The sequence below is a fragment of the Pseudomonas sp. Ag1 genome (genome assembly GCF_000278565.1).
In the GTDB taxonomy this organism is placed as follows: Bacteria; Pseudomonadota; Gammaproteobacteria; order Pseudomonadales; family Pseudomonadaceae; genus Aquipseudomonas.
Genome location: NZ_AKVH01000107.1, coordinates 67,298 through 88,660, shown reverse-complemented (window position 1 = coordinate 88,660; position 21,363 = coordinate 67,298). Strand labels below are relative to the sequence as shown.

At 62.6% G+C, this 21,363-nt stretch carries 15 protein-coding genes; 6 read left to right on the top strand and 9 right to left on the bottom strand.

The window, feature by feature from the left end; translation table 11 throughout:
• Positions 1–8 precede the first annotated feature (8 nt).
• Positions 9–785, bottom strand: a complete 777-nt coding sequence (locus A462_RS09230) for a TatD family hydrolase (RefSeq protein ID WP_008437284.1) — start codon at positions 783–785, stop codon at positions 9–11.
• 5 nt (positions 786–790) lie between these two features.
• Positions 791–1,786 carry a catabolite repressor/activator gene (gene cra / locus A462_RS09235; RefSeq protein WP_008437283.1) on the bottom strand — a complete coding sequence of 332 codons (996 nt, stop codon included), beginning with the start codon at positions 1,784–1,786 and terminating at the stop codon, positions 791–793.
• A 294-nt stretch (positions 1,787–2,080) separates the two neighbouring features.
• On the opposite strand from cra, the gene ptsP reads away from it, so the two are divergent.
• From ptsP to A462_RS09255, 4 genes are all read left to right on the top strand, one after another.
• The gene (gene ptsP / locus A462_RS09240) at positions 2,081–4,939 is read left to right on the top strand and encodes a phosphoenolpyruvate--protein phosphotransferase (RefSeq protein WP_008437281.1); all 2,859 of its coding nucleotides are present in this window, start codon (positions 2,081–2,083) and stop codon (positions 4,937–4,939) included.
• Positions 4,940–5,860, top strand: a complete 921-nt coding sequence (gene pfkB, locus A462_RS09245; RefSeq protein WP_003215949.1) for a 1-phosphofructokinase — start codon at positions 4,940–4,942, stop codon at positions 5,858–5,860.
• Positions 5,861–5,871: 11 nt separating this feature from the next.
• On the top strand, positions 5,872–7,584 hold the full coding sequence (locus tag A462_RS09250; RefSeq protein WP_008437280.1) for a PTS fructose-like transporter subunit IIB: 1,713 nt from the start codon (positions 5,872–5,874) through the stop codon (positions 7,582–7,584).
• Between the two features lie 186 nt (positions 7,585–7,770).
• Entirely contained in the window at positions 7,771–9,312 is a 1,542-nt protein-coding gene (locus tag A462_RS09255) for an alkaline phosphatase D family protein (protein ID WP_008437279.1), read from the top strand.
• 149 nt (positions 9,313–9,461) lie between these two features.
• On the opposite strand, the gene A462_RS09260 is transcribed toward A462_RS09255, so the two are convergent.
• On the bottom strand, positions 9,462–11,987 hold the full coding sequence (locus A462_RS09260; RefSeq protein ID WP_032899643.1) for a PepSY domain-containing protein: 2,526 nt from the start codon (positions 11,985–11,987) through the stop codon (positions 9,462–9,464).
• A gap of 135 nt (positions 11,988–12,122) precedes the next feature.
• On the bottom strand, positions 12,123–14,417 hold the full coding sequence (locus tag A462_RS09265; protein ID WP_008437277.1) for a TonB-dependent receptor: 2,295 nt from the start codon (positions 14,415–14,417) through the stop codon (positions 12,123–12,125).
• 219 nt (positions 14,418–14,636) lie between these two features.
• Between A462_RS09265 and A462_RS09270 the strand changes: the two genes are divergently transcribed.
• A complete protein-coding gene (locus tag A462_RS09270) occupies positions 14,637–15,317 on the top strand; it encodes a Fe2+-dependent dioxygenase (RefSeq protein ID WP_008437276.1) in 681 nt (226 codons plus the stop codon).
• A gap of 2 nt (positions 15,318–15,319) precedes the next feature.
• Positions 15,320–16,120, top strand: coding sequence for a tetratricopeptide repeat protein (locus tag A462_RS09275; RefSeq protein ID WP_008437275.1), 801 nt, complete (start codon positions 15,320–15,322; stop codon positions 16,118–16,120).
• 66 nt (positions 16,121–16,186) lie between these two features.
• Here the strand turns inward: A462_RS09275 and A462_RS09280 are convergent, their stop codons facing one another.
• From A462_RS09280 to A462_RS09300, 5 genes are all read right to left on the bottom strand, one after another.
• Complete coding sequence (locus A462_RS09280) at positions 16,187–17,350, bottom strand: type III PLP-dependent enzyme (RefSeq protein WP_003215969.1); 1,164 nt, start codon at positions 17,348–17,350, stop codon at positions 16,187–16,189.
• Between the two features lie 475 nt (positions 17,351–17,825).
• Entirely contained in the window at positions 17,826–18,983 is a 1,158-nt protein-coding gene (locus tag A462_RS09285) for an osmoprotectant ABC transporter ATP-binding protein OsmV (protein ID WP_008437274.1), read from the bottom strand.
• The gene (locus A462_RS09290) at positions 18,980–19,633 is read right to left on the bottom strand and encodes an ABC transporter permease (protein ID WP_003215973.1); all 654 of its coding nucleotides are present in this window, start codon (positions 19,631–19,633) and stop codon (positions 18,980–18,982) included. Before A462_RS09290 ends, A462_RS09285 begins: the two co-directional genes overlap by 4 nt.
• Before the next feature lie 11 nt (positions 19,634–19,644).
• A complete protein-coding gene (locus A462_RS09295) occupies positions 19,645–20,538 on the bottom strand; it encodes a glycine betaine ABC transporter substrate-binding protein (protein WP_003215975.1) in 894 nt (297 codons plus the stop codon).
• A 38-nt stretch (positions 20,539–20,576) separates the two neighbouring features.
• A complete protein-coding gene (locus A462_RS09300; protein WP_443200829.1) occupies positions 20,577–21,329 on the bottom strand; it encodes an ABC transporter permease in 753 nt (250 codons plus the stop codon).
• Between the last annotated feature and the right edge of the window lie 34 nt (positions 21,330–21,363).

The following is a 21,363-nucleotide window of genomic DNA, read 5'->3' as shown; positions in this document are numbered from 1 at the left end:
ATGGGCGCCTACCAGTTGAACAGCTCGCAGGCATTGCGGGTGCTCGCCTCGGCCAGCGCTGAGGAGCTGATGCCCATGCGCTCCGCCAGGGCGGCACAGATGTCTGGCAGGTGTTCGGGGCTGTTGCGCTGGCCGGGGTACATCACTGGGGCCATGTCCGGTGAGTCGGTTTCCAGTACCACGCTTTCCAGCGGCAGCCGGGCGATCACCTTGTGCATGCGCAGGGCTTGCGGCCACGTGGCCGCGCCGCCCAGGCCCAGTTTGAAGCCGAGCTTGATGTACTCGCGGGCCTCTTCCTGGCTGCCGGCAAACGCGTGGATGATTCCGCCCCGTGGTAGCCGAATGCGCTTGAGGGTGGCGATCACGGCAGCGTGGCTGCGGCGCACATGCAGCAGCGCCGGCAGTTGGAAATCCACCGCCAGCTTCAGTTGCGCTTCAAACAGGCTTTGCTGGCGTTCGCGGTCCAGCTTTTCGAGGAAATAATCCAGGCCGATTTCGCCCACCGCGCACAGTTGCCGGTGGCCGTTCAGGCGGGTCAGCCAGTCGCCCAGTTCCGTCAGGTCGGCGGGGCGATGGTCGTCGAGATACACCGGGTGCAGGCCGAAGGCGGCGAATAAATCCGCGTCGGTTTGCACCAGGTCCCACAACCGTTGCCAATTCTGCTGATAGACCCCGAGCACCACCATCCTGCGCACGCCCAGGCGGCGACTGCGGCTCAGGACTTCGCGGCGGTCCGTATCGAAGTCCGGAAAATCCAGATGGGTGTGGCTGTCGATCAGCTCCACACCGCTTACTCCGAGTGAATCCGCTGCTTGAACGTACGGCCGATGGCATGCACGCCGGGTTCGTAGTGCTGTTCTTCAATGGCCGCCAGCGCCAGGCGCAGCGCGGTGTCGGCAATCAACTGATGCTGCTGGGCCATGGCATTCACCGGCAGCGGCAGGAAATCCAGCAGTTGGGTGTCGCCAAACGTCCCCAGTCGCAGTGGCCGGGATTTGAGCGGGAAGTCATGCAGCGCGTCAAACACCCCTTGCAGCAAGACGTAGGACGTAGTCACCAGTGCGTCAGGCAAATGCCCCAGGCTTTGCAGCAACTGCTCCATCAGCTGTCGGCCACAGTCGCGGCTGAACGACTCGCCTTGTTCGATCAGCACTTCGCCGCTGAAGTCTTTCAGCGCTTGCTTGAAACCGGCGGTACGTTCCTGGCTGATGCTCAGCTCTGGCCGCGCGCCGATCAACACGATCTGCTTGGGCAGCGGGTGCAGCAGGCTGCTGGTCAATTGCTGGCAGGCCTGGCGATCATCGCTGACCACCGAGCAAAACTGCGTAGACTCCATCACCCGGTCGATGGCGATCACCGGCAAACCCTTGGCTTGCAGTTCGCGGTAGCTGTCGTCGGTGGCCGGCAGGCAGCTGGCGACAAACAGCGCATCGCAACGGCGGGCGCGGAACAATTGCAGCAGTTGCCGCTCACTGTCGGCGTCGTCGTCGGAGCTGGCGATCAGCAATTGATAGCCGCGGGCACGGGCGCCTTGTTCGAGCAGCTTGGCGATGCGTGCGTAACTGGGGTTTTCCAGGTCCGGCAGGATAAAACCCAGGGTACGGGTGTGCCGGCTGCGCAGCCCGGCGGCCTGGGGGTTGGGCGTAAAGCCATGTTCTTCAACCACGGCGCGCACCCGTTCGACGGTTGCGGTGCTGATCCGTTGCTGTTCGGCCTTGCCATTGATGACGTAGCTGGCGGTGGTCACAGACACACCGGCAATGCGCGCGATATCACTGAGTTTCAAACCGGGATTTCCTTGTTTTTTAGAGCTTGCCCCGACATTTTGTCCAATCGTAACCGATTACTGCAGGCGACCATTGTCGCAACTCAACAGCCGAGTGGCTCTTCAATCATGGGAAATTAACGCGTAATCTGCCATAAATTCTAGATTAAACGTTTCAGCAAGCGTATTTTTACGATTATCGCGACGAGTGTGGTCCTGCCAACTGACCACTCAGTCAATTTTATTCGAACGCTTTTGCACTGATTTATTCAAAATAATACCTAGTGCGCCCGCCGCACTAACTAGGAGAACGGCATGCTTGAGCTCACCCACGAGCAGATATCCATGGGCCAGACGGCTGTGGATAAGTCTGCTGCCTTGCAACTGCTCGCTGAAAAACTGGTGGCCGATGGCCTGGTCGCCGAGGGTTACCTCAGTGGCTTGCAAGCGCGTGAAGCCCAAGGTTCGACCTTTCTCGGCCAGGGTATCGCCATCCCCCACGGCACCCCCGAAACCCGCGACCAAGTGTTCGCCACCGGCGTGCGCCTGCTGCAATTTCCCGACGGCGTGGATTGGGGCGATGGCCAGATCGTCTACCTGGCGATCGGCATTGCCGCCAAATCCGACGAACACCTGCGCCTGCTGCAACTGCTGACCCGTGCCCTTGGCGAGACCGACCTGGGCCAGGCCCTGCGCCGCGCCAGTTCTGCCGAGGCCTTGCTGAAACTGCTGCAAGGTGCGCCGCAGGAGCTGGCGCTGGACGCACAGATGATTGGCCTGGGCGTGTCGGCTGATGATTTCGAAGAACTGGTGTGGAGAGGCGCACGCCTGCTGCGCCAGGCCGATTGCGTGAGCAATGGCTTTGCCGCCGTGCTGCAACAAGTCGACGCGCTGCCCCTGGGCGATGGCCTGTGGTGGCTGCACAGCGAGCAGACGGTGAAGCGTCCCGGCCTGGCCTTCGTCACCCCGGACAAACCCATGCGTTACCTGGGCCAGCCCTTGAGCGGCCTGTTCTGCCTGGCCAGCCTCGGCGAGGCCCACCAGACCTTGCTCGAACGCCTGTGTGCCTTGCTGATCGAAGGCCGTGGCCAGGAACTCGGCCGCGCCACCAGTAGCCGCGCCGTATTGGAAGTGCTCGGCGGTGAACTGCCAGCCGACTGGCCAAGCGTGCGCATTGCCCTGGCCAACGCCCACGGGCTGCATGCGCGCCCGGCGAAGATCCTCGCGCAATTGGCGAAAAGTTTTGCCGGTGAAATCCGTGTGCGCATCGTCGATGGAGACGTCGGCGCGGTATCGGTAAAAAGCCTGAGCAAGTTGCTCAGCCTCGGTGCGCGTCGCGGCCAGGTATTGGAGTTTGTCGCTGAGCCAACCATTGCCGGTGACGCCTTGCCCGCCTTGCTGGCGGCAGTGGAAGACGGCCTCGGCGAAGAAGTCGAGCCGTTGCCGGCAGTCAGCGCCCAACAAGCCGTGGTCGAGATCGAAACGGTCATCAGCGCGCCAGTGTCCGGCAGCCTGATCCAGGCCATTGCCGCCGCCCCCGGCATTGCGATTGGCCCGGCGCATATCCAGGTGCTGCAACCTTTCGAATACCCGCTGCGCGGCGAGTCGCCGGTGATCGAGCGCCAACGCCTGCACGCGGCATTGACCGACGTGCGCCGGGACATCCAGGGCCTGATCGAGCGCAGCAAATCCAAGGCCATCCGCGAGATCTTCATCACCCACCAGGAGATGCTCGACGACCCAGAACTGACCGACGAAGTCGAGACGCGCCTCAAGCAGGGCGAAAGCGCCGAGGCCGCGTGGATGAGCGTGATCGAAGCCGCCGCCAAACAGCAGGAATCGTTGCAGGACGCCTTGCTCGCCGAGCGCGCTGCCGATCTGCGTGACATTGGCCGCCGCGTGCTGGCACAACTGTGCGGCGTCGAAACCGCCCAGGAGCCGGACGAACCCTACATCCTGGTGATGGACGAAGTGGGTCCCTCGGACGTGGCGCGCCTGGACCCGGTGCGTGTTGCCGGCATCCTCACTGCCCGTGGCGGCGCCACCGCCCACAGCGCCATCGTCACCCGTGCTTTGGGCATTCCCGCGCTGGTGGGTGCAGGCCCTGCTGTATTGCTGTTGGCTTCGGGCACGCCGTTGTTGCTGGATGGCCAGCGCGGTCGCCTGCATGTGGACGCCGACGCCGCCACCTTGCAGCGCGCCACCGTCGAACGCGACACCCGCGAACAACGTCTGCAAGCCGCCGCCGCCCAACGCCATGAACCGGCCCTGACCCGCGATGGCCATGCCGTCGAAGTGTTCGCCAATATCGGCGAAAGCGCCGGGGTTGCCGGCGCGGTGGAGCAGGGCGCCGAAGGCATCGGCCTGCTGCGCACCGAACTGATTTTCATGGCCCACAAACAAGCGCCCGACGAAGCCACCCAGGAAGCCGAATACCGCCGCGTGCTCGACGGCCTCGGCGGTCGGCCGCTGGTGGTGCGCACCCTTGATGTGGGCGGTGACAAACCGCTGCCTTACTGGCCGATCGCCAAGGAAGAAAACCCCTTCCTCGGCGTGCGCGGCATCCGCCTGACCCTGCAACGCCCGCAGATCATGGAAGCGCAATTGCGCGCGCTGTTGCGTTCGGCAGACAACCGTCCACTGCGCATCATGTTCCCCATGGTTGGCAGTGTTGACGAGTGGCGCCAGGCCCGGGCCATGACCGAGCGCCTGCGCCTGGAAATCCCGGTGGCCGACCTGCAACTGGGGATCATGATCGAAGTGCCGTCGGCCGCGTTGCTGGCGCCGGTACTGGCCAAGGAAGTGGACTTCTTCAGCGTCGGCACCAACGACCTGACCCAATACACCTTGGCCATCGACCGTGGCCATCCGACGCTGTCGGCCCAGGCTGACGGCCTGCATCCGGCGGTGTTGCAACTGATCGACATCACCGTGCGCGCCGCCCATGCCCATGGCAAATGGGTCGGCGTGTGCGGCGAGCTGGCAGCCGACCCTTTGGCAGTTCCGGTGCTGATCGGCCTGGGAGTGGATGAGCTGAGTGTGTCTGCGCGCAGCATTCCCGAGGTCAAGGCACGGGTGCGTGAATTCAGTCTGAGCGAGGCCCAGGGCCTGGCACAAAAAGCCCTGGCGGTGGGTTCTCCCGCCGAAGTGCGTGCGCTTGTGGAGGCCGTGTAAATGGCAAGGATTTTAAGCCTGACGCTGAACCCGGCGTTGGACCTGACGGTGCGCCTGGCGCGCCTGGAACCGGGCGAGGTCAATCGCAGCGAAGCGATGATCACCCACGCTGCCGGCAAGGGCGTGAACGTGGCCCAGGTGCTGGCGGACCTTGGTCATCAGGTGACCGTGGGCGGCTTTCTTGGTGAGGACAATCCCCAGGCATTCGAGATGCTGATTGCCCGTCGCGGTTTTACCGATGCCTTTATTCGCGTGCCGGGCGAAACCCGCAGCAATATCAAGATCGCCGAGCAGGACGGGCGGGTCACGGATGTCAATGCGCCGGGCCCGTTGGTCAGCGAGCAGGCGCAACACGCACTGCTTGAGCAACTGGCGCGGATTGCTCCCGGCTACGACGCCGTCGTCGTGGCCGGCAGCCTTCCACGCGGCATCACCCCTCAGTGGTTCCAGGGCCTGCTGCAGCAACTGAAAAACCTCGGCTTGAAAGTCGCCCTGGACACCAGCGGCGAAGCGCTGCGCGCCGGATTGAACGCCGGCCCGTGGTTGGTCAAACCCAATACCGAAGAACTGGCCGATGCCCTTGGTCATTCCACAGATGCCATCCGCCAACTGCATCGGCAAGGTGTTGAGCATGTGGTGGTCTCCGACGGTGCCGCGGGTGTGAGCTGGTACAGCCCGGAAACGGCGCTGCACGCTACCCCGCCCAAGGTAACCGTGGCCAGTACCGTAGGTGCCGGCGACTCGCTGCTGGCCGGGATGCTTCACGGTTTGCTCAGTGGCGACACGCCGGAGCAGACCCTGGGCCGCGCCACCGCCATTGCCGCGATGGCGGTCACGCAGATCGGCTTTGGCATCACCGACGAAGCGCAGCTTGAGACTTTGCAGAGCGGCGTCCACGTGCGCCCGCTGACAGAACAATAAGAGGGTTGGTCATGAAGTTAGCCATTGTTACTGCCTGCCCGAACGGCATGGTCACCAGTGTGCTGTGCGCCCGCTTGCTGGATGCCGCCGCGCAACGCCAGGGCTGGAGCACCAGCGTCGAAGTGGTCGACGTGCAGCATCCGGAACGCCAATTGTCGGCGGCCACCATTGAAGCCGCCGAGTGGGTATTGCTGGTCAGCAGCACGCCGGTGGACATGCAGCGTTTTGTCGGCAAACGCGTATTCCGCAGCACGCCGGCCCAGGCGTTGCAGGATGTGGACGCGGTGTTGCGTCGCGGAGCCGAGGAGGCCCAGGTGCAGGTAGCTGACGCGGCACCGGCGAAAAGCACGCCGCGTATCGTCGCGATCACCGCGTGCCCGACCGGCGTCGCCCACACCTTCATGGCTGCCGAAGCGTTGCAGCAAACCGCCAAGCGCCTCGGGTATGACTTGCAGGTGGAAACCCAGGGCTCCGTGGGCGCCCGCACGCCGCTGAGTCCCGAGGCGATTCGTGACGCCGACGTTGTGCTGCTCGCCGCCGACATCGAAGTCGCCACCGAGCGCTTTGCCGGCAAGAAAATCTATCGCTGCGGCACCGGGATCGCGCTCAAGCAATCCGAGGCGACCCTCAACAAGGCGCTGGCCGAAGGCAAGCAGGAATCCGCTGCCAGTGGTGCCGCTGCCAAACCGGAGAAGACCGGTGTCTACAAACACTTGCTCACCGGCGTGTCGTTCATGCTGCCGATGGTGGTGGCGGGCGGTCTGCTGATCGCCCTGTCATTCGTGTTCGGCATTCATGCCTTTGAAGAAAAAGGCACTCTTGCCGCAGCGCTGAAAACCGTCGGCGACCAGGCGTTCATGCTGATGGTGCCGCTGCTGGCGGGTTACATCGCCTACTCGATTGCCGACCGTCCTGGATTGGCCCCCGGCATGATCGGTGGCCTGCTGGCCAGCACCTTGGGCGCGGGGTTTATCGGCGGGATCTTCGCCGGCTTTCTCGCCGGCTACTGCGTCAAATTCATCAGCCGCGCGATCCGTTTGCCCCAGAGCCTGGAAGCCCTCAAGCCGATCCTGATCATCCCGTTGCTGGCGAGCCTGTTCACGGGTCTTGCGATGATTTACCTGGTAGGGCCGCCGGTGGCGAAGATGCTCACCGGCCTCACGGATTTTCTCAGCACCATGGGCACCACCAACGCCGTGCTGCTGGGCATCTTGCTGGGCGGCATGATGTGCGTCGATCTCGGTGGCCCGATCAACAAGGCAGCCTACGCGTTTTCCGTCGGCCTGCTGGCAGCGCAAAGCGGTGCACCCATGGCCGCGACCATGGCTGCCGGCATGGTGCCGCCGATTGGCATGGGCATCGCCACCTTCCTGGCGCGGCGCAAGTTTGCCCAGACCGAGCGTGAAGCCGGCAAGGCCGCGCTGATCCTCGGCATGTGCTTTATCTCTGAAGGCGCGATTCCGTTTGCTGCCAAGGACCCGCTGCGGGTAATCCCGGCAAGCATCGCCGGCGGTGCGCTGACCGGTGCGCTGTCGATGTATTTCGGCTGCAAGCTGATGGCGCCCCATGGTGGATTGTTTGTGATGCTGATCCCGAATGCGATCAACCATGCGCTGCTGTACCTGCTGGCGATCGTGGCGGGCAGTTTGTTGACTGCCGTGGTGTATGCATTCCTCAAGCGCCCTGAGACCGTAGAACTTTCTGTCGCACCCGCCCAGGCATAACGCGGTTCATGTAGGAGCTGGCTTGCCTGCGATGCAGGCACCTCGGTGTATCAGCGCAACCGAGTTGAGGCTATCGCAGGCAAGCCAGCTCCCACATTTGACCTCCGTGAGCAATAAGGCCGGTGTCATAACTCGTTCATCCCGTCATGCTTAAGTTTCCCTTTTGCCGTTCGAGAGGGAACCCGCATGAGCCACTTCAATCTCGGCCGCCGCCGCGTGATGCAAGCCGTCGGCGCCGGCCTGTTGCTGCCGGGCCTCGCGCCTGCGGTGATCGCCTCGGTCAAGGATCGCCCGCAACTCACCGACGGCGTGCAGTCCGGCGACCTGCTGGGCGACCGCGCGATGATCTGGAGCCGCAGCGACCGCCCGGCCCGGATGGTGGTGGAGTGGGACACCCGCAGCGTATTCAGCAACCCGCGCAAATTCGTCTCGCCCCTGGCCGACAGCCGCACCGATTTCACCGCCCGTGTCGAACTCACCGGCCTGCCCGTCGACCAGGCGATTTTCTACCGTGTGCACTTTGAAGATGCCCAGACCGGCGTGGCCAGCGAGCCCTGGTTCGGTCACCTGCGCAGCGTGCCGCAGCAGCGCCGGGATATCCGCTTTGTGTGGAGCGGCGACACCGTCGGCCAGGGCTTCGGCATCAACCCGGACATCGGCGGCATGCGCATCTACGAAGCCATGCGCCTGCGCCTGCCGGACTTCTTCATTCACAGCGGCGACACCATCTATGCCGACGGCCCGGTGCCCGCGCAACTGACCACCGAGGACGGACGCATCTGGCGCAACATCACCACCGAAGCCAAAAGCAAAGTCGCTGAAACCCTGAATGAATACCGGGGCAACTACCGCTACAACCTGATGGACGAGAACGTACGTCGCTTCAACGCCGAAGTGCCGCAGATCTGGCAGTGGGACGACCACGAGGTGATCAACAACTGGTCGCCGAGCAAGCAACTGGATGAACGCTACAAGACTCGCGACATCAATACCCTGGTGGGCCGTGCGCGCCAGGCCTGGCTGGAATATTCACCGATGCGCCGGCAAAGCGCCGACCAGGGCGGGCGGATTTATCGCAAGCTCGGCTACGGCCCGTTGCTGGATGTGTTTGTGCTGGACATGCGCAGCTATCGCGGGCCGAACGATGACAACCTTGGCGGTGAAAAACCGTTCCTTGGGCGTGAGCAACTGGACTGGCTGAAGCGCGAATTGAAGGCCTCCCAGGCGCAGTGGAAAGTCATCGCCGCCGACATGCCCATTGGCCTGGGAGTGCCCGACGGTGAGGTCAGCCCCGGCGTGCCGCGTTGGGAAGCGATCGCCAACGGCGACCCGGGCCCGGCCCAGGGGCGCGAGTTGGAAATTGCCGAATTGCTCGCGTTTCTGCGGGCGCAGCAGGTGCGTAATCACGTGTGGCTGACGGCGGATGTGCATTACTGCGCGGCCCATCATTACCATCCGGATCGGGCGGCGTTTCAGGATTTTGAGCCGTTCTGGGAGTTTGTCGCCGGGCCGTTGAATGCCGGGAGTTTCGGGCCTAATCCGCTGGATAAAACCTTTGGCCCGGAAGTGGTGTTCGAGAAGGCGCCGACGGTGCAGAACAGCTCGCCGTTTGCCGGGTTCCAGTTTTTTGGCGAGGTGCAGATTGACGGGCAGACGGCGGAGCTGACGGTGATTTTGCGGGACCTGGATGGGGTTTCGGTGTTTGAACAGAAACTGGCGCCAGTGTGATTGCAATGCAATCTAGCTACTGAAGAAGAGCCAATGTGGGAGCGGGCTTGCTCGCGAAGGCGGTGTGTCAGTCAACAGATGTATCGACTGATCCACTGCCTTCGCGAGCAAGCCCGCTCCCACATTTTGATCGGTGTATCTTCAGGGGGTCAGTAAACATCCCGGCGGTAGCGGCCCTGCTCGATCAAACGTTCGACGGCTTCACTGCCCAGCACCTCATGCAGCACCTGATCCACACCCGCCGCCATCCCCTGCAAACTGCCGCAGACGTAAATCGCGGCGCCATCGGCCACCCATTTACGCAGCACATCCGCTGATTCGCGCAGGCGATCCTGCACGTAGATTTTCTCTGCCTGGTCCCGGGAAAAGGCCAGGTCCAGTAGCGCCAGGTCACCGCTGGCCAGCCAGCCTTGCAGCTCGTCCTGGCAGTGGTAGTCATGGGCGATATTGCGTTCGCCAAACAGCAGCCAGTTGCGCTGCTGGCCGTCGGCAACCCGCGCCTTGAGCAGGCTGCGCAACCCGGCAAGGCCGGTGCCGTTGCCCAGCAGGATCATCGGGAGCGGCTCGGTCGGCAGATGGAAACCACTGTTGCGCCGCACTCGCAGGCTGATGGTCGAACCCAGCGGTGCATGTTCGGTCAACCAGCCGGAACCCACGCCCACGCTGCCATCGGGGTGACGCTCCTGGCGCACGATCAGCTCCAGCACACCGTCGCTGGCAATCGAGGCGATGGAGTATTCGCGCATGCCCAGCGGCACCAGTGCATTGACCAGCGCCTGGGCATGCAGGCCCACCAGGTGTGCGCGATTGTCCGGCAGTTGGCGGCCGGCCAGGGCCTGGTCGAGGGTGTGTGCAAGGCCGTCGACTACCACACCTTCGCTGCCGGCCAGTCCCAGGCCTTCTAGGAAGTGTTCGATGGCCCATGGGCAATTGCGTGGCAGCACTTCCACCAGGTCGCCGGCCAGCCAGTCCCGGGGGGCTGGCGGGGTGAGCCCGAGCAAATAGACGCCGGAGCCACTGCTGTGCGGGTTGAGCAGGGTGCGTTGCTTCAGGGTCCAGTTTTCATAGGTCGCGCTGGCCCATGCCGCAGCGGGTGCATGGCCGGTCAGTTGGCCCAGTTGTTGTTGCCAGTGCAGCAACGCATCGGTGTCGCCGCTGTCGACTTCCACCGGGGCGAACAGCGGGTTGCCGCCCTGGTTGGTCAGCCAGAAATGCAGGCGCCGGGCGAAGCCGCAGAAGTGCTGGTACTGGCGATCACCCAGGGCCAACACCGAGTAGTTCAGGCCCTTGAGGGACATGTCCTGGCCGAGCACGCTGCGCTCGAAACCGCGGGCGCTGTCCGGTGCCTCGCCGTCGCCGAAGGTGCTGACCACGAACAGCGCATGGCTCGATTGGCGCAAATCCTCTTCGCTGACGCTGCCCAGCGACTGCACGTTCACCGGCACGCCGGCGGCCTGCAACTGCCCGGCGGTCTGCCAGGCCAGTTGCTCGGCAAAGCCGCTCTGGCTGGCAAAGCCGATCAGCCAGGCCGGCGCGTCGCTGTGGTTGCCGGTCAGGCCTTTGCGGGCATCGCGCACCTGGCGTTTCTTGCGGCGGCGGTCCAGGTACAACAGCCAGCCGGTGATGAAGAACAGCGGCATCAGCAGCGCGCTGAACGTCAGGATGATCCGGCCGGGCAGGCCGAAGTAGCTGCCGGTGTGCAGCGCATAGATACTGGTCAGGATCTGCGCCTTGAAGCTTTTGCCGGCGTAGGTGTCATGGGATTTGACTTCGCCGGTGGCCGGGTCGAGGTTGATCTGGTTCAGCGCGCGATCGTGGGGCGAGGTCTTCAGCAGGTAGTAGACGGTGGCGGGTTGGCCGGCGACCGCGGGCATGCGGATGTTGTAGCCGCTCAAGCCGGGGCCGGCGTTGCTGTAGATGCTGCTCCAGATCGCGGCGTAATTGGCCACCGGCGCAGGCCCTTCGGGGGCCGGGCCGCGCTTGCGTACGCGTTCGTTCTGCGGCGCGTCGGACAGCAGTCTGGTCATGCCGTTGCTGTACCACTCGTAGGACCAGAACAGTCCGGTGAGTGCCGCCAGAAGATAGAACAGCAGGCACCAGGTGCCGAATACCGAGTGCAGGTCCCAGTTGAAACTGCGGCCTTTCTTGCGCCAGTCCACCGCCAGCCATGCACGCCAGCTTGCCACCTGGCGCGGCCAGCGCAGGTACAGGCCCGAGAGGCAGAAGAACACCAGGATCAGCGTGCAGGCGCCGGTGATTTGCCGGCCGGTGTCGCCGATGGCGAGGAAGCGGTGCAGTTGCAGCACGAAACCGAAGAATTCCTGGCCGACGGCATCGCCCAGGTAGTCGCCGGTGTACGGGTCGAAGTAGCGCATCTGCCCGCGACGTTCACCGGGCGGTGGGGTGAACCAGACCTTGGCCGCGTTGGTGCTGTCGGGCTGCACCGTGAGCATCGACACGACTTTGCCTTCGCGGGCTTCCAGCAGGTGCACCAGTTCAGCGGGCGGCAGTACCCCGGCCGGACGCTTTTCCACCGTCAACACCGTCGGGTTCAGCAACTCGATGAGTTCATCCTGGAACGACACCGTTGCGCCGGTGATCCCCATCAAGGCCAACACCAGCCCGGCGGTAATGCCGAAGAACCAATGCAACTGGAACAGGGTTTTCTTCAACACGTCGTACGGCCTCGTCATCAGGTTAGGTGTTTCACGGCGCGCATTATGCCGCGAGTTGTCGAGAAACATTCTTTTTTACACGCAAAAACCCCACGCATCCGATGCGTGGGGTTTCGTGCAGTCATTTGTATCGGTTTAGAAATGGAAACTGGTGGTCAGCAGGGCCGTACGACCGGCTGCCTGGTTGGCAAAATGCGAGGCATAGGCCTTGTCGTAGTAGGTCTTGTCGGTGAGGTTCTGCACGTTCAACTGCAGGTCGACGTTCTTGGTCAGCTTGTAGCTGGCCATGGCGTCGTAGCGGGTGTAGGACGGCACGTAGACGGTGTTGCCCGCATCGCCGTAGACCTCGTCGACATAGAACGCGCCGCCGCCGATGGTGAGCTTGGGTGTCACGTCATACGTCGTCCACAGGCTGAAGGTGTTCTTCGGCGTGTTGGGCATCTGGTTGCCTTTGTTCGAGCCGGCACTGACGACACCGTTACGACCGTTCAGGCCCGGGTCCACCAGTTCGCTTTTCAGGTAGCTGTAGCCGGCGAACACTTGCCATTGATCGGTCAGCTTGCCGCTGGCGGAAAGCTCCAGGCCGTCGACGCGGGATTCGCCACCGTTTTCATAGGTCAGCGCGTCCACCAGGATCCGCGTGTTTTTCTTCTCGGTGCGGAACACCGCGGCGGTCAGGGACAGGCGGTCGTGGAACATGTCCCACTTGGTGCCCAGCTCGTAGTTGACGGTCTCTTCCGGTTTCAGGTCGCTGGTGGCGGCGCCGGCAGACAGCGGGTTGCCGTCGGCGCCTTCACCTACCAGGCCGCCGGCCGGTGAGGCTGAGGTGGCGTAGGAGGCATAGATGCTGCCGTTTTCAACCGGCTTCCAGACCAGGCCCGCCTGCCAGTTGAAGAACTGGCTGTCGTTCTTGATCTTGTTGCGGGCCTTGACGGTGGCGGTCGGCACCGCATTGGTGTTGGCCACGGTGTCGAAGGTGTCGTAGCGCAGGCCGACGTTCAGCAGCCATTTCGGGTCCAGCTCGATGGTGTCGAACACATAGGCGGCACGGCTGGTGGCCTTGGTGTTGGTGCCGTTGTAGTTGCGCGCAATGCTGCCGGTCCAGGCATCGTCCGGGTTCGGGTTGCCCAGCGAGGTGCACTGGCCGCCTTTGCCGGGCACCGGGCAACCGGGGTTGCTGTTCGGGCTGACGGTGTAGCCGCTGTAGCGGGTTTCTTCGCCGGTGAACTCAAGCCCGGTGGAGTAGGTGTTCTTGAAGCCCAGCGCCTGGAAGCTGCCAAACAGATCGGTCTGGTTGGTGGTGGTCTCGGTGGTGGACACGCGGGTGTTCGCGCGGCGCCACACGGTGCCGAACTGGTTGACGTTGTGCTGGCTGTCGTCGGGTTGGGTGACGATATAGTCCTGGCCGGTGTTGCCGTGGCGCAGGGTGTTTTTCAGCGTCATGTTGTCGTTCAGGTCGTGCTCGATGGAGAACGTGCTGATGTCGGCGCGGGTCTTGCGGAAGTCGCGATCCTTGAGGCCGTAGAAGTTGTTGCTGTCGCCGCCGTCGGTTGGTTTGTCATGCACGTGGGCGGCTCTTGCGCCGCTGTTGCTGTAGCCATACGGAATGCCCGAATCCGGCAGGTCGTTGCTTTCCATGTGGTAGTAGCTGAAGTTGACGCGCGTCGGAGTGCCCAGGCCGAAGGTCAGCGACGGCGCCACGCCCCAGCGGTCGTAGTTGACGGCATCACGCCCGGCGACGTTCTGTTCGTGGCTCATCAGGTTCAGGCGGAAGGCCGCGCTGTCGAGGAACTGACGGTTGACGTCGAGCACATAGCGGCGGGTCTGGTCGGAGCCGTAGGTGAAGCCACCGTTGGTGAAGTCCCGCGCCTGTGGCGTCTTGCTCACCAGGTTGAGGCTGCCGCCGGCCGAGCCGCGGCCGCCGAATGACGAGTTGGGGCCTTTGCTGACTTCGATGGATTCGATGTCGAAGATCTCGCGGCTCTGGCCGCCCGTGTCGCGCACGCCGTCGAGGTAGGTATCGCCCTGGGCGTCGAAGCCGCGAATGAACGGACGGTCGCCCTGCGGGTTGCCGCCTTCACCGGCGCCGAAGGTAATCCCCGGCACGGTGCGCAAGGCGTCCTGCAACGAGGTGGCGGCGGTGTCCTTGAGCACTTGCTGCGGTACGACGGTGACCGAGCGAGGAGTATCTACCAGCGGCGCGGTGTACTTCTGCGAGGAGGCTTTTTCGACCTGGTAGGACGTGCTGTCCTGTTCCTGGCCGGTGATGCTGGTGGCTCCCAGGGAAATGCTGTTGCGCTCGCCTTTCTGCTCGGTGTCTTCAGCAGCTTGCGCCATTTGGGCGGCAGAGCTGGCGCTGATGGCAACGCCGATGGCCGAGGCCAGCAAACGTGGTGAACTGGCAGGTGTTTTTATCGAAGTGCGCGGCATGAGTGTGTCCTTTCCCCAAGGAGGTGAGGCCGCGGAATATAGGGAGAACAAGACTTCATATCAATTGCGATACATTACTATTCGCACTGAATTTACGTTCTTTACACTTTTTGCTTACGGTTTTGACGATCTCGTTCGTCCTTTGGGCGGGAGTAGGGTTGTACACAGTCAATAAGAATCACTATCATTGGCGTCTCACTGTTTTCAGGTAATGCCTCCATGTTGCTGCACATTCCCGGCCTGTTCTCTCGCGAGGAAGTGCTGCGCATCCGCGAAGCCCTGGCGCACACCGAGTGGGCCGACGGCAAAATCACTGCCGGGCACCAATCGGCCAAGGCCAAACACAACCTGCAACTGCCGGAAGGCCACCCGCTGGCAAAGGAAATCGGCGCGGCGATCCTCGATCGACTGTGGAAAAATCCGCTGTTCATGTCAGCGGCGTTACCGCACAAGGTCTTCCCGCCATTGCTCAACTGTTACACCGCCGGCGGCAGTTTCGACTTCCATATCGACAACGCCGTGCGCCAGTCCAAGGGCAGCCACGAGCGGGTGCGCACTGACCTTTCCTCCACCGTATTTTTCAGCGACCCCGACGACTACGACGGCGGCGAGCTGGAAATCCAGGACACCTTCGGCCTGCAGCGGGTCAAGTTGCCGGCGGGCGACATGGTGCTGTACCCCGGCTCCAGCCTGCACAAGGTCAACGCCGTTACCCGTGGCGCGCGCTACGCCTCGTTTTTCTGGACCCAAAGCCTGGTGCGCGAGGACAGCCAGCGCACCTTGCTGTTCGAGATGGACGGGGCGATCCAGCAACTGAGCCGCGACGTGCCCGACCACCCCGCGCTGATCCAGCTCACCGGCACCTATCACAACCTGCTGCGCCGCTGGGTTGAGGTCTGACCGTGGGCTTTTTATTGCGCCGTGAAGAAGTACTCAACGTTGAGCAATTGCAGAGCATGCTCGACGACTCCCCGGTGCGCGCCGCCCAGGCGATTTTGATCGCCGCGAAAGAGGGTGTGGTGGATGCCCAGGCGCTGCTCGGGCAAATCCTGCTGGAAGGGCGCGGCATCGAGCGCGATGAAGCACTGGCAATGCGCTGGTTCCGCATCGCCGCCAAGGGCGGGCATTTGATGGCGCGCAATATGCTCGGGCGTTGCCTGGAGCATGGCTGGGGTTGCGAGGCGGATGCCGTGGCGGCGGCCCGGGAATATCGTCGGGCGGCCGAGGCCGGGCTGGATTGGGGTTTGTACAACTACGCCAACCTGCTGGCGACCGGGCGCGGGGTTGCCGAGGATCAAACCCAGGCGCTGGCGTGTTATCGACAGGCCGCGGAACTGGGCCATGCCAAGTCGATGAACCTGCTGGGGCGTTATCTGGAAGAAGGGCAGTGCTGCCCGAGGGATCTGGAGGCGGCGGTGGCGTGGTATCGCCAGTCAGCAGAAGGCGGGGATTTTCGCGGGCAGTTCAGTTATGCGGCGGTGTTGGCGGACCGGGGCGAGATAGAAACGGCACTGGAATGGTTGCGCAAGGCACTGGCGGGCGGGAATTTGAAGTTCTTGCGGGTGGCGCACAAGGCGTTGTGTGCCGCCAATGAGCCGCAGATACGGGCAATGGCCGAGATCTATCAAGAGCATGCGATTGAACTTGATCGTTCCCACGCGCTGCGTGGAAATGCCGCCCTGGACGCTCTGCGTCCGCTCTAACGGCGTGACGCAGAGCGTCACCGGATGCGTTCCCACGCAGAGCGTGGGAACGATCAGGGCGTGCGTTTACAGGTAGAACGATTTCAATGGCGGGAAGCCATTGAATTCAACTGCGCTGTAGCTGGTGGTGTACGCACCGGTGGACAACCAGTACATCCGGTCACCAATCGCCAGGTTCAGCGGCAGGCCGTACTTGTAGTTCTCGTACATGATGTCGGCGCTGTCGCAGGTCGGGCCGGCGATGACCACTTCTTCCATCTCGCCTTTCTTCTCGGTCCAGATCGGGAACTTGATGGCTTCGTCCATGGTTTCGATCAGACCGGAGAATTTGCCCACGTCGGTGTATACCCAGCGCTCGACGGCGGTGCGGGATTTACGCGCAACCAGTACCACTTCGCTGACCAGGATCCCGGCGTTGGCGATCAACGAACGGCCCGGCTCCAGGATGATTTCCGGCAGATCGTCACCGAAGTCTTCCTTGAGGAAGCGGATGATTTCCTCGGCGTAGGTTTCCAGGCTGTTGGTGCGGGTGATGTAGTTGGCCGGGAAGCCGCCGCCCATGTTGATCAGCTTCAGGTGGATGCCGTCTTCTTCCTTCAGGCGCTCGAAGATCACTTTAACCTTGGCAATCGCCGCGTCCCACACGCTGATGTCACGCTGTTGCGAGCCGACGTGGAAGGAGATGCCGTAAGGCACCAGGCCCAGGTCGCGGGCGAGAATCAGCAGGTCCATGGCCATGTCGGTCTGGCAGCCGAATTTGCGCGACAGCGGCCAGTCGGCGGTGGTCGAGCCTTCGGTGAGGATACGCACATACACTTTCGAACCCGGGGCGGCCTTGGCGATGTTGCGCAGGTCGGCTTCGGAGTCGGTGGAGAACAGGCGCACGCCCTTCTCGTAGAAGTAGCGGATGTCCTTGGATTTCTTGATGGTGTTGCCGTAGCTGATACGGTCGGGGCTGACGCCGCGGTCCATGACCTTGTCCAGCTCGTAGATCGACGCGATGTCGAAGCTCGAACCCTTGTCCTTGAGCAGGTCGATGATCTCGACGGCCGGGTTGGCCTTGACGGCGTAATACACCTTGGCGAATTCGAAACCGGCGCGCAGGTCATCGTAGGCCTGGCTGATCATCGCGGTGTCGATCACCACGAACGGGGTTTCCTGGGTGTCGGCGAACGCCTTCATTTTGTCAAAAGTGGCGCGCGCGAAATAGTCTTCGACCTGGATCGACATGCTGGGAACTCCTACTGGCAAACTAGATTGATCAATGGGTGCAAATGAACGTCCTCCGTATCCCCACTTTGGTTCGCCTACTTCCCAAGGCATGTCGCCGAAAGCAAAAAGGCCATGGGATCAACCGCTTCCCTTGGCCTTGCTGTCTCGTCGTCAGTACTTGAGCCGGATGGATCGTTTCCAGCATGGACGTTCGGCGCGAACTTTAGGACGTGAGGGGCTATAGATCAACTAAAAATGTCGCGTTTTTGCACGCGTTCGTCGTGCGGCCGCGTGCAGCTACTTATGTAACCGACCGGTATGACGGATTGATGTTCCCCCGGGAGGGGCAATTTGAGGTGTTGCAGGTACAGTGAAGATCCAATGTGGGAGCGGGCTTGCTCGCGAAGGCGGTGTATCAGCCAATGCATCCGGTGACTGACACTCCGCCTTCGCGAGCAAGCCCGCTCCCACATTTTGACCGCTGTGTGTCAGGTCAGGCCAGTGCTGTCTCGGCAGGCGACACAATGCTGGTCTTGCCCCCACGGGACTTACCGGAACTCAGATACTCGGCAATCGACTCCTGGGTGACTTCCCCCAGGAACACCCGCTCCGCATCCATCACCGGCAACCACGAGCGGTTGAACTCGTACATGCGCGACAACAGGATGCGCAAATGCTCGTCGTACGCCGCCGTGGCGTTGAATTCCCGCAGGTATTGGCCGCAGGTACCGGTCTGACGATGCAGGTCGCGACGTCGCACATAACCCAGCGCCTTGTTCTCGGCATCGGTGACCACCACGTAGCGACGGTCCAGCTCATCCATCTGCTCCAGGGCATCCGCCACCGGGGTTTCCGGGCTGACCGACGGCGCGTTGTCCGCCGCATCTTCAGCCTTCACCAGCAGCAGGCGCTTGAGGGTGCTGTCCTGGCCAACGAAGTTGCTGACGAATTCGTCGGCAGGGTGGGCCAGCAGGGTGTCCGGGTGGTCGATCTGCAGCAGCTTGCCGGCGCGGAAGATCGCGATCTTGTCACCCAGCTTGATGGCTTCGTCGATGTCGTGGCTGACCATGATCACGGTCTTGTTCAGCGCGCGCTGCATCTCGAAAAACTCGTTCTGGATCATCTCGCGGTTGATCGGGTCGACCGCGCCGAACGGCTCATCCATCAGCAGCAACGGTGCATCCGCCGCCAGGGCGCGGATCACGCCGATCCGCTGTTGCTGGCCGCCGGACAGCTCACGCGGGTAGCGATGCAGGTACTGCTTGGGTTCGAGCTTGATCATGCTCATCAACTCGCGGGCGCGGTCGTGGCATTTCTGCTTGTCCCAGCCCAGCAGCTTGGGCACCACCACGATGTTCTCTTCGATGGTCATGTTCGGGAACAGACCGATCTGCTGGATCACGTAGCCGATGTTGCGACGCAGGGTCACTTCGTCGAGGTCGGTGGTGTCTTCGCCGTTGATCAGGATCTTGCCGGAGGTCGGCTTGATCAGGCGGTTGATCATCTTCAGCGTGGTGCTCTTGCCGCAGCCCGAGGGGCCGAGGAATACGCAAATTTCGCCTTCGTTGACGGTCAGGCTTACGGAATCAACGGCGGTGATGGTCTTGCCGTTGCTTTGGAAGGTCTTGGTCAGGTTTTGAAGTTCGATCATTTGAGCAGTCCTTTTGGAGTCAGCGTGCGTTGCAGCCATTGCAGAAGCAGGTCGGCGAAGATGGCCAGGAGACTGACCAGCACGGCGCCAACAATCAGCATCGACATGTCGCTGCGGCTGATGGAAGCCAGAATAAGTACACCCAGGCCACCGGCGCCGATGGTGGCGGCGATGGTCATCACACCAATGTTCATGACGACGGCGGTGCGCACACCGGCGAGGATCACCGGTACGGCAATCGGCAGCTCGACCATGCGCAAGCGCTGGCCGAAGGTCATGCCGATGCCTTTGGCGGCCTCGCGAATGCCCGGCTCAACGCCGGTGAGGGCGAGGTAGGTGTTGCGCATGATGGGCAGCAGGGAATAGAGGAACACGGCGGTGATCGCCGGCATCGGCCCCAGGCCCTGGCCGAACTTGGAGTAGAACGGCAGCAGCAGGCCGAACAGCGCGATCGACGGCACGGTCAGCAACACCGTGGCACTGGCTTGCAATGGGCCGGCGAGCGTCGGGAAGCGGGTCATCAGCACGCCCAGGGGCACGCCGACGACGATTGCGAGGATCACTGCAATGCCGACCAGGGTGATGTGCTGCCAGGTCAGGTGCAGGACTTGGGCCCAATCAAGATGGGAAAAGGCGTTCAGGAATTCCATGTCTTCTCCTCTTAGTTGATCGGATGCTGGCGCAGGAAATCTGCGGCCACGGCGGACGGGCTTTCGTGGTCGACGTCGACCCGCGCATTCAGCTGGCGCATGGTTTCGTCGTCGAACAGCGCAGCCAGTGGCTTGAGATCAGCGGCCAGTTGCGGATGGGCATCGAGGTAAACCTGACGCACCACCGGCGCGGCGGTGTAGTCCGGGAAGTAGTGCTTGTCGTCTTCCAGCAGCTTCAATTTGAAGGCGTTCAGGCGACCGTCGGTGGTGTAGACCAAGCCGGCAAACACCTGGCCATTACGCAGCGCGGTGTACACCAGGCCGGCGTCCATCTGCCGGGTGTTCTTGCGGGTCAGGTTCATGTCGTACAGCTTGACCATGCCGGCCATGCCGTCGGAACGGTTGGCGAACTCGGTGTCCAGGGCCACCAGGCGGTTTTCCTTGGTTTTCTCGGCCAGTGCCGCGGTCAGGTCGCTGATGCTGTTGATCTGCGGGAATTCCTTGGCCACGTTCTCTGGCAGGGCCAGGGCGTAGGTGTTGCTGAATTTCGACGGGGAGAGCCAGACCAGGCCTTTTTTCGCGTCGAGTTCTTTCACTCGGGCGTAGGACTGTTCGCTGTCGAGCTTCTCGTCGACGTGGTTGTAGGCCACCAGCGACACGCCGGTGTATTCCCAGATCAGGTCCAGTTGCCCGCTTTCCTGGGCACTGCGTGCCAGGTTGCTGCCCAGGCCGCCGGTCACACGGGTGTCGTAGCCCTTGGTGCGCAGGTACTGGGAGGTGATTTCGGCGAGCAGGGTCTGTTCAGTGAACACCCGGGCACCGATGCGGATGACCGGTTTTTCAGCGGCTTGCGCAAACCCTGCGAACAGCAGGACGCAGCTCAATATCAATGTCAGTTTTTTCATGTGAATTCCTGTTTCAGGCCCAAGACGGGGCCAAAGCCTTAAGACGGACGCAACCCGCGTTCCAGCCAAAGGCGGCTGGCCATGGTCACCAGACCGTCGAGCAGCAAGGCCAGCAGCGCGGTGCATGCGGCGCCGAGCAGCAGTTGCGGCTGATTGTTCAGGGCGATGCCGGGGAAGATCAGGCTGCCCAGGCTGTTGGCGCCAATCAGGAACGCCAGGGGCGCGGTACCGACGTTGATCGCCAGGGCCACGCGCACACCGCCGATGATGATCGGCACGGCGTTGGGCAATTCCACGCGAAACAGCACCTGGCGCGGCGTCATGCCGATGCCGACGGCGGCTTCTTTCAGGGAACCTTGAACGTTTTTCAGGCCTTCATAGGTGTTGCGCACGATGGGCAGCAACGAGGCGAGGAACAGCGCGAAGATCGCGGGGCCGCTGCCGATGCCAAGGACACCGAGGGCGATGGCCAGTACGGCCAGGGGAGGGACGGTATTGCCGATGTTGAAGATCTGCATGAAGCGTTCTGCGCGCCCGACCATGTGGGGTCGGCTCAGCAGGATACCGACGGGAATCCCTACGATCAGGGCGGCCAGCATCGAAACAAGGACGAGGATCAAGTGAGCTTGCAGGTAAAACAACAAATCGTCGCGGTACAGTTCGATCGTGTTGATGCCGATCCAGTGGACCAGCAGGGCCAGGAGAGCGACGACAACCGCTCCTCCTATCAGCCCTTTGCCATAGCGAATAGCCACAGGCGGACTCCTTTTTTCTTTTGTCGGCGAACACATTTCCGAGCGGCAATGCCATTCCTGGCTGTCGGCG

Bases quoted from the DNA above. Each gene is read 5' to 3' on its own strand.
- ptsP (WP_008437281.1), top strand. From the start codon at position 2,081: ATGCTTGAGCTCACCCACGAGCAGATATCCATGGGCCAGACGGCTGTG.
- pfkB (WP_003215949.1), top strand. From the start codon at position 4,940: ATGGCAAGGATTTTAAGCCTGACGCTGAACCCGGCGTTGGACCTGACG.
- A462_RS09250 (WP_008437280.1), top strand. From the start codon at position 5,872: ATGAAGTTAGCCATTGTTACTGCCTGCCCGAACGGCATGGTCACCAGT.
- A462_RS09255 (WP_008437279.1), top strand. From the start codon at position 7,771: ATGAGCCACTTCAATCTCGGCCGCCGCCGCGTGATGCAAGCCGTCGGC.
- A462_RS09265 (WP_008437277.1), bottom strand. From the start codon at position 14,417: ATGCCGCGCACTTCGATAAAAACACCTGCCAGTTCACCACGTTTGCTG.
- A462_RS09270 (WP_008437276.1), top strand. From the start codon at position 14,637: ATGTTGCTGCACATTCCCGGCCTGTTCTCTCGCGAGGAAGTGCTGCGC.
- A462_RS09280 (WP_003215969.1), bottom strand. From the start codon at position 17,350: ATGTCGATCCAGGTCGAAGACTATTTCGCGCGCGCCACTTTTGACAAA.
- A462_RS09285 (WP_008437274.1), bottom strand. From the start codon at position 18,983: ATGATCGAACTTCAAAACCTGACCAAGACCTTCCAAAGCAACGGCAAG.
- A462_RS09290 (WP_003215973.1), bottom strand. From the start codon at position 19,633: ATGGAATTCCTGAACGCCTTTTCCCATCTTGATTGGGCCCAAGTCCTG.
- A462_RS09295 (WP_003215975.1), bottom strand. From the start codon at position 20,538: ATGAAAAAACTGACATTGATATTGAGCTGCGTCCTGCTGTTCGCAGGG.
- A462_RS09300 (WP_443200829.1), bottom strand. From the start codon at position 21,329: ATGTGTTCGCCGACAAAAGAAAAAAGGAGTCCGCCTGTGGCTATTCGC.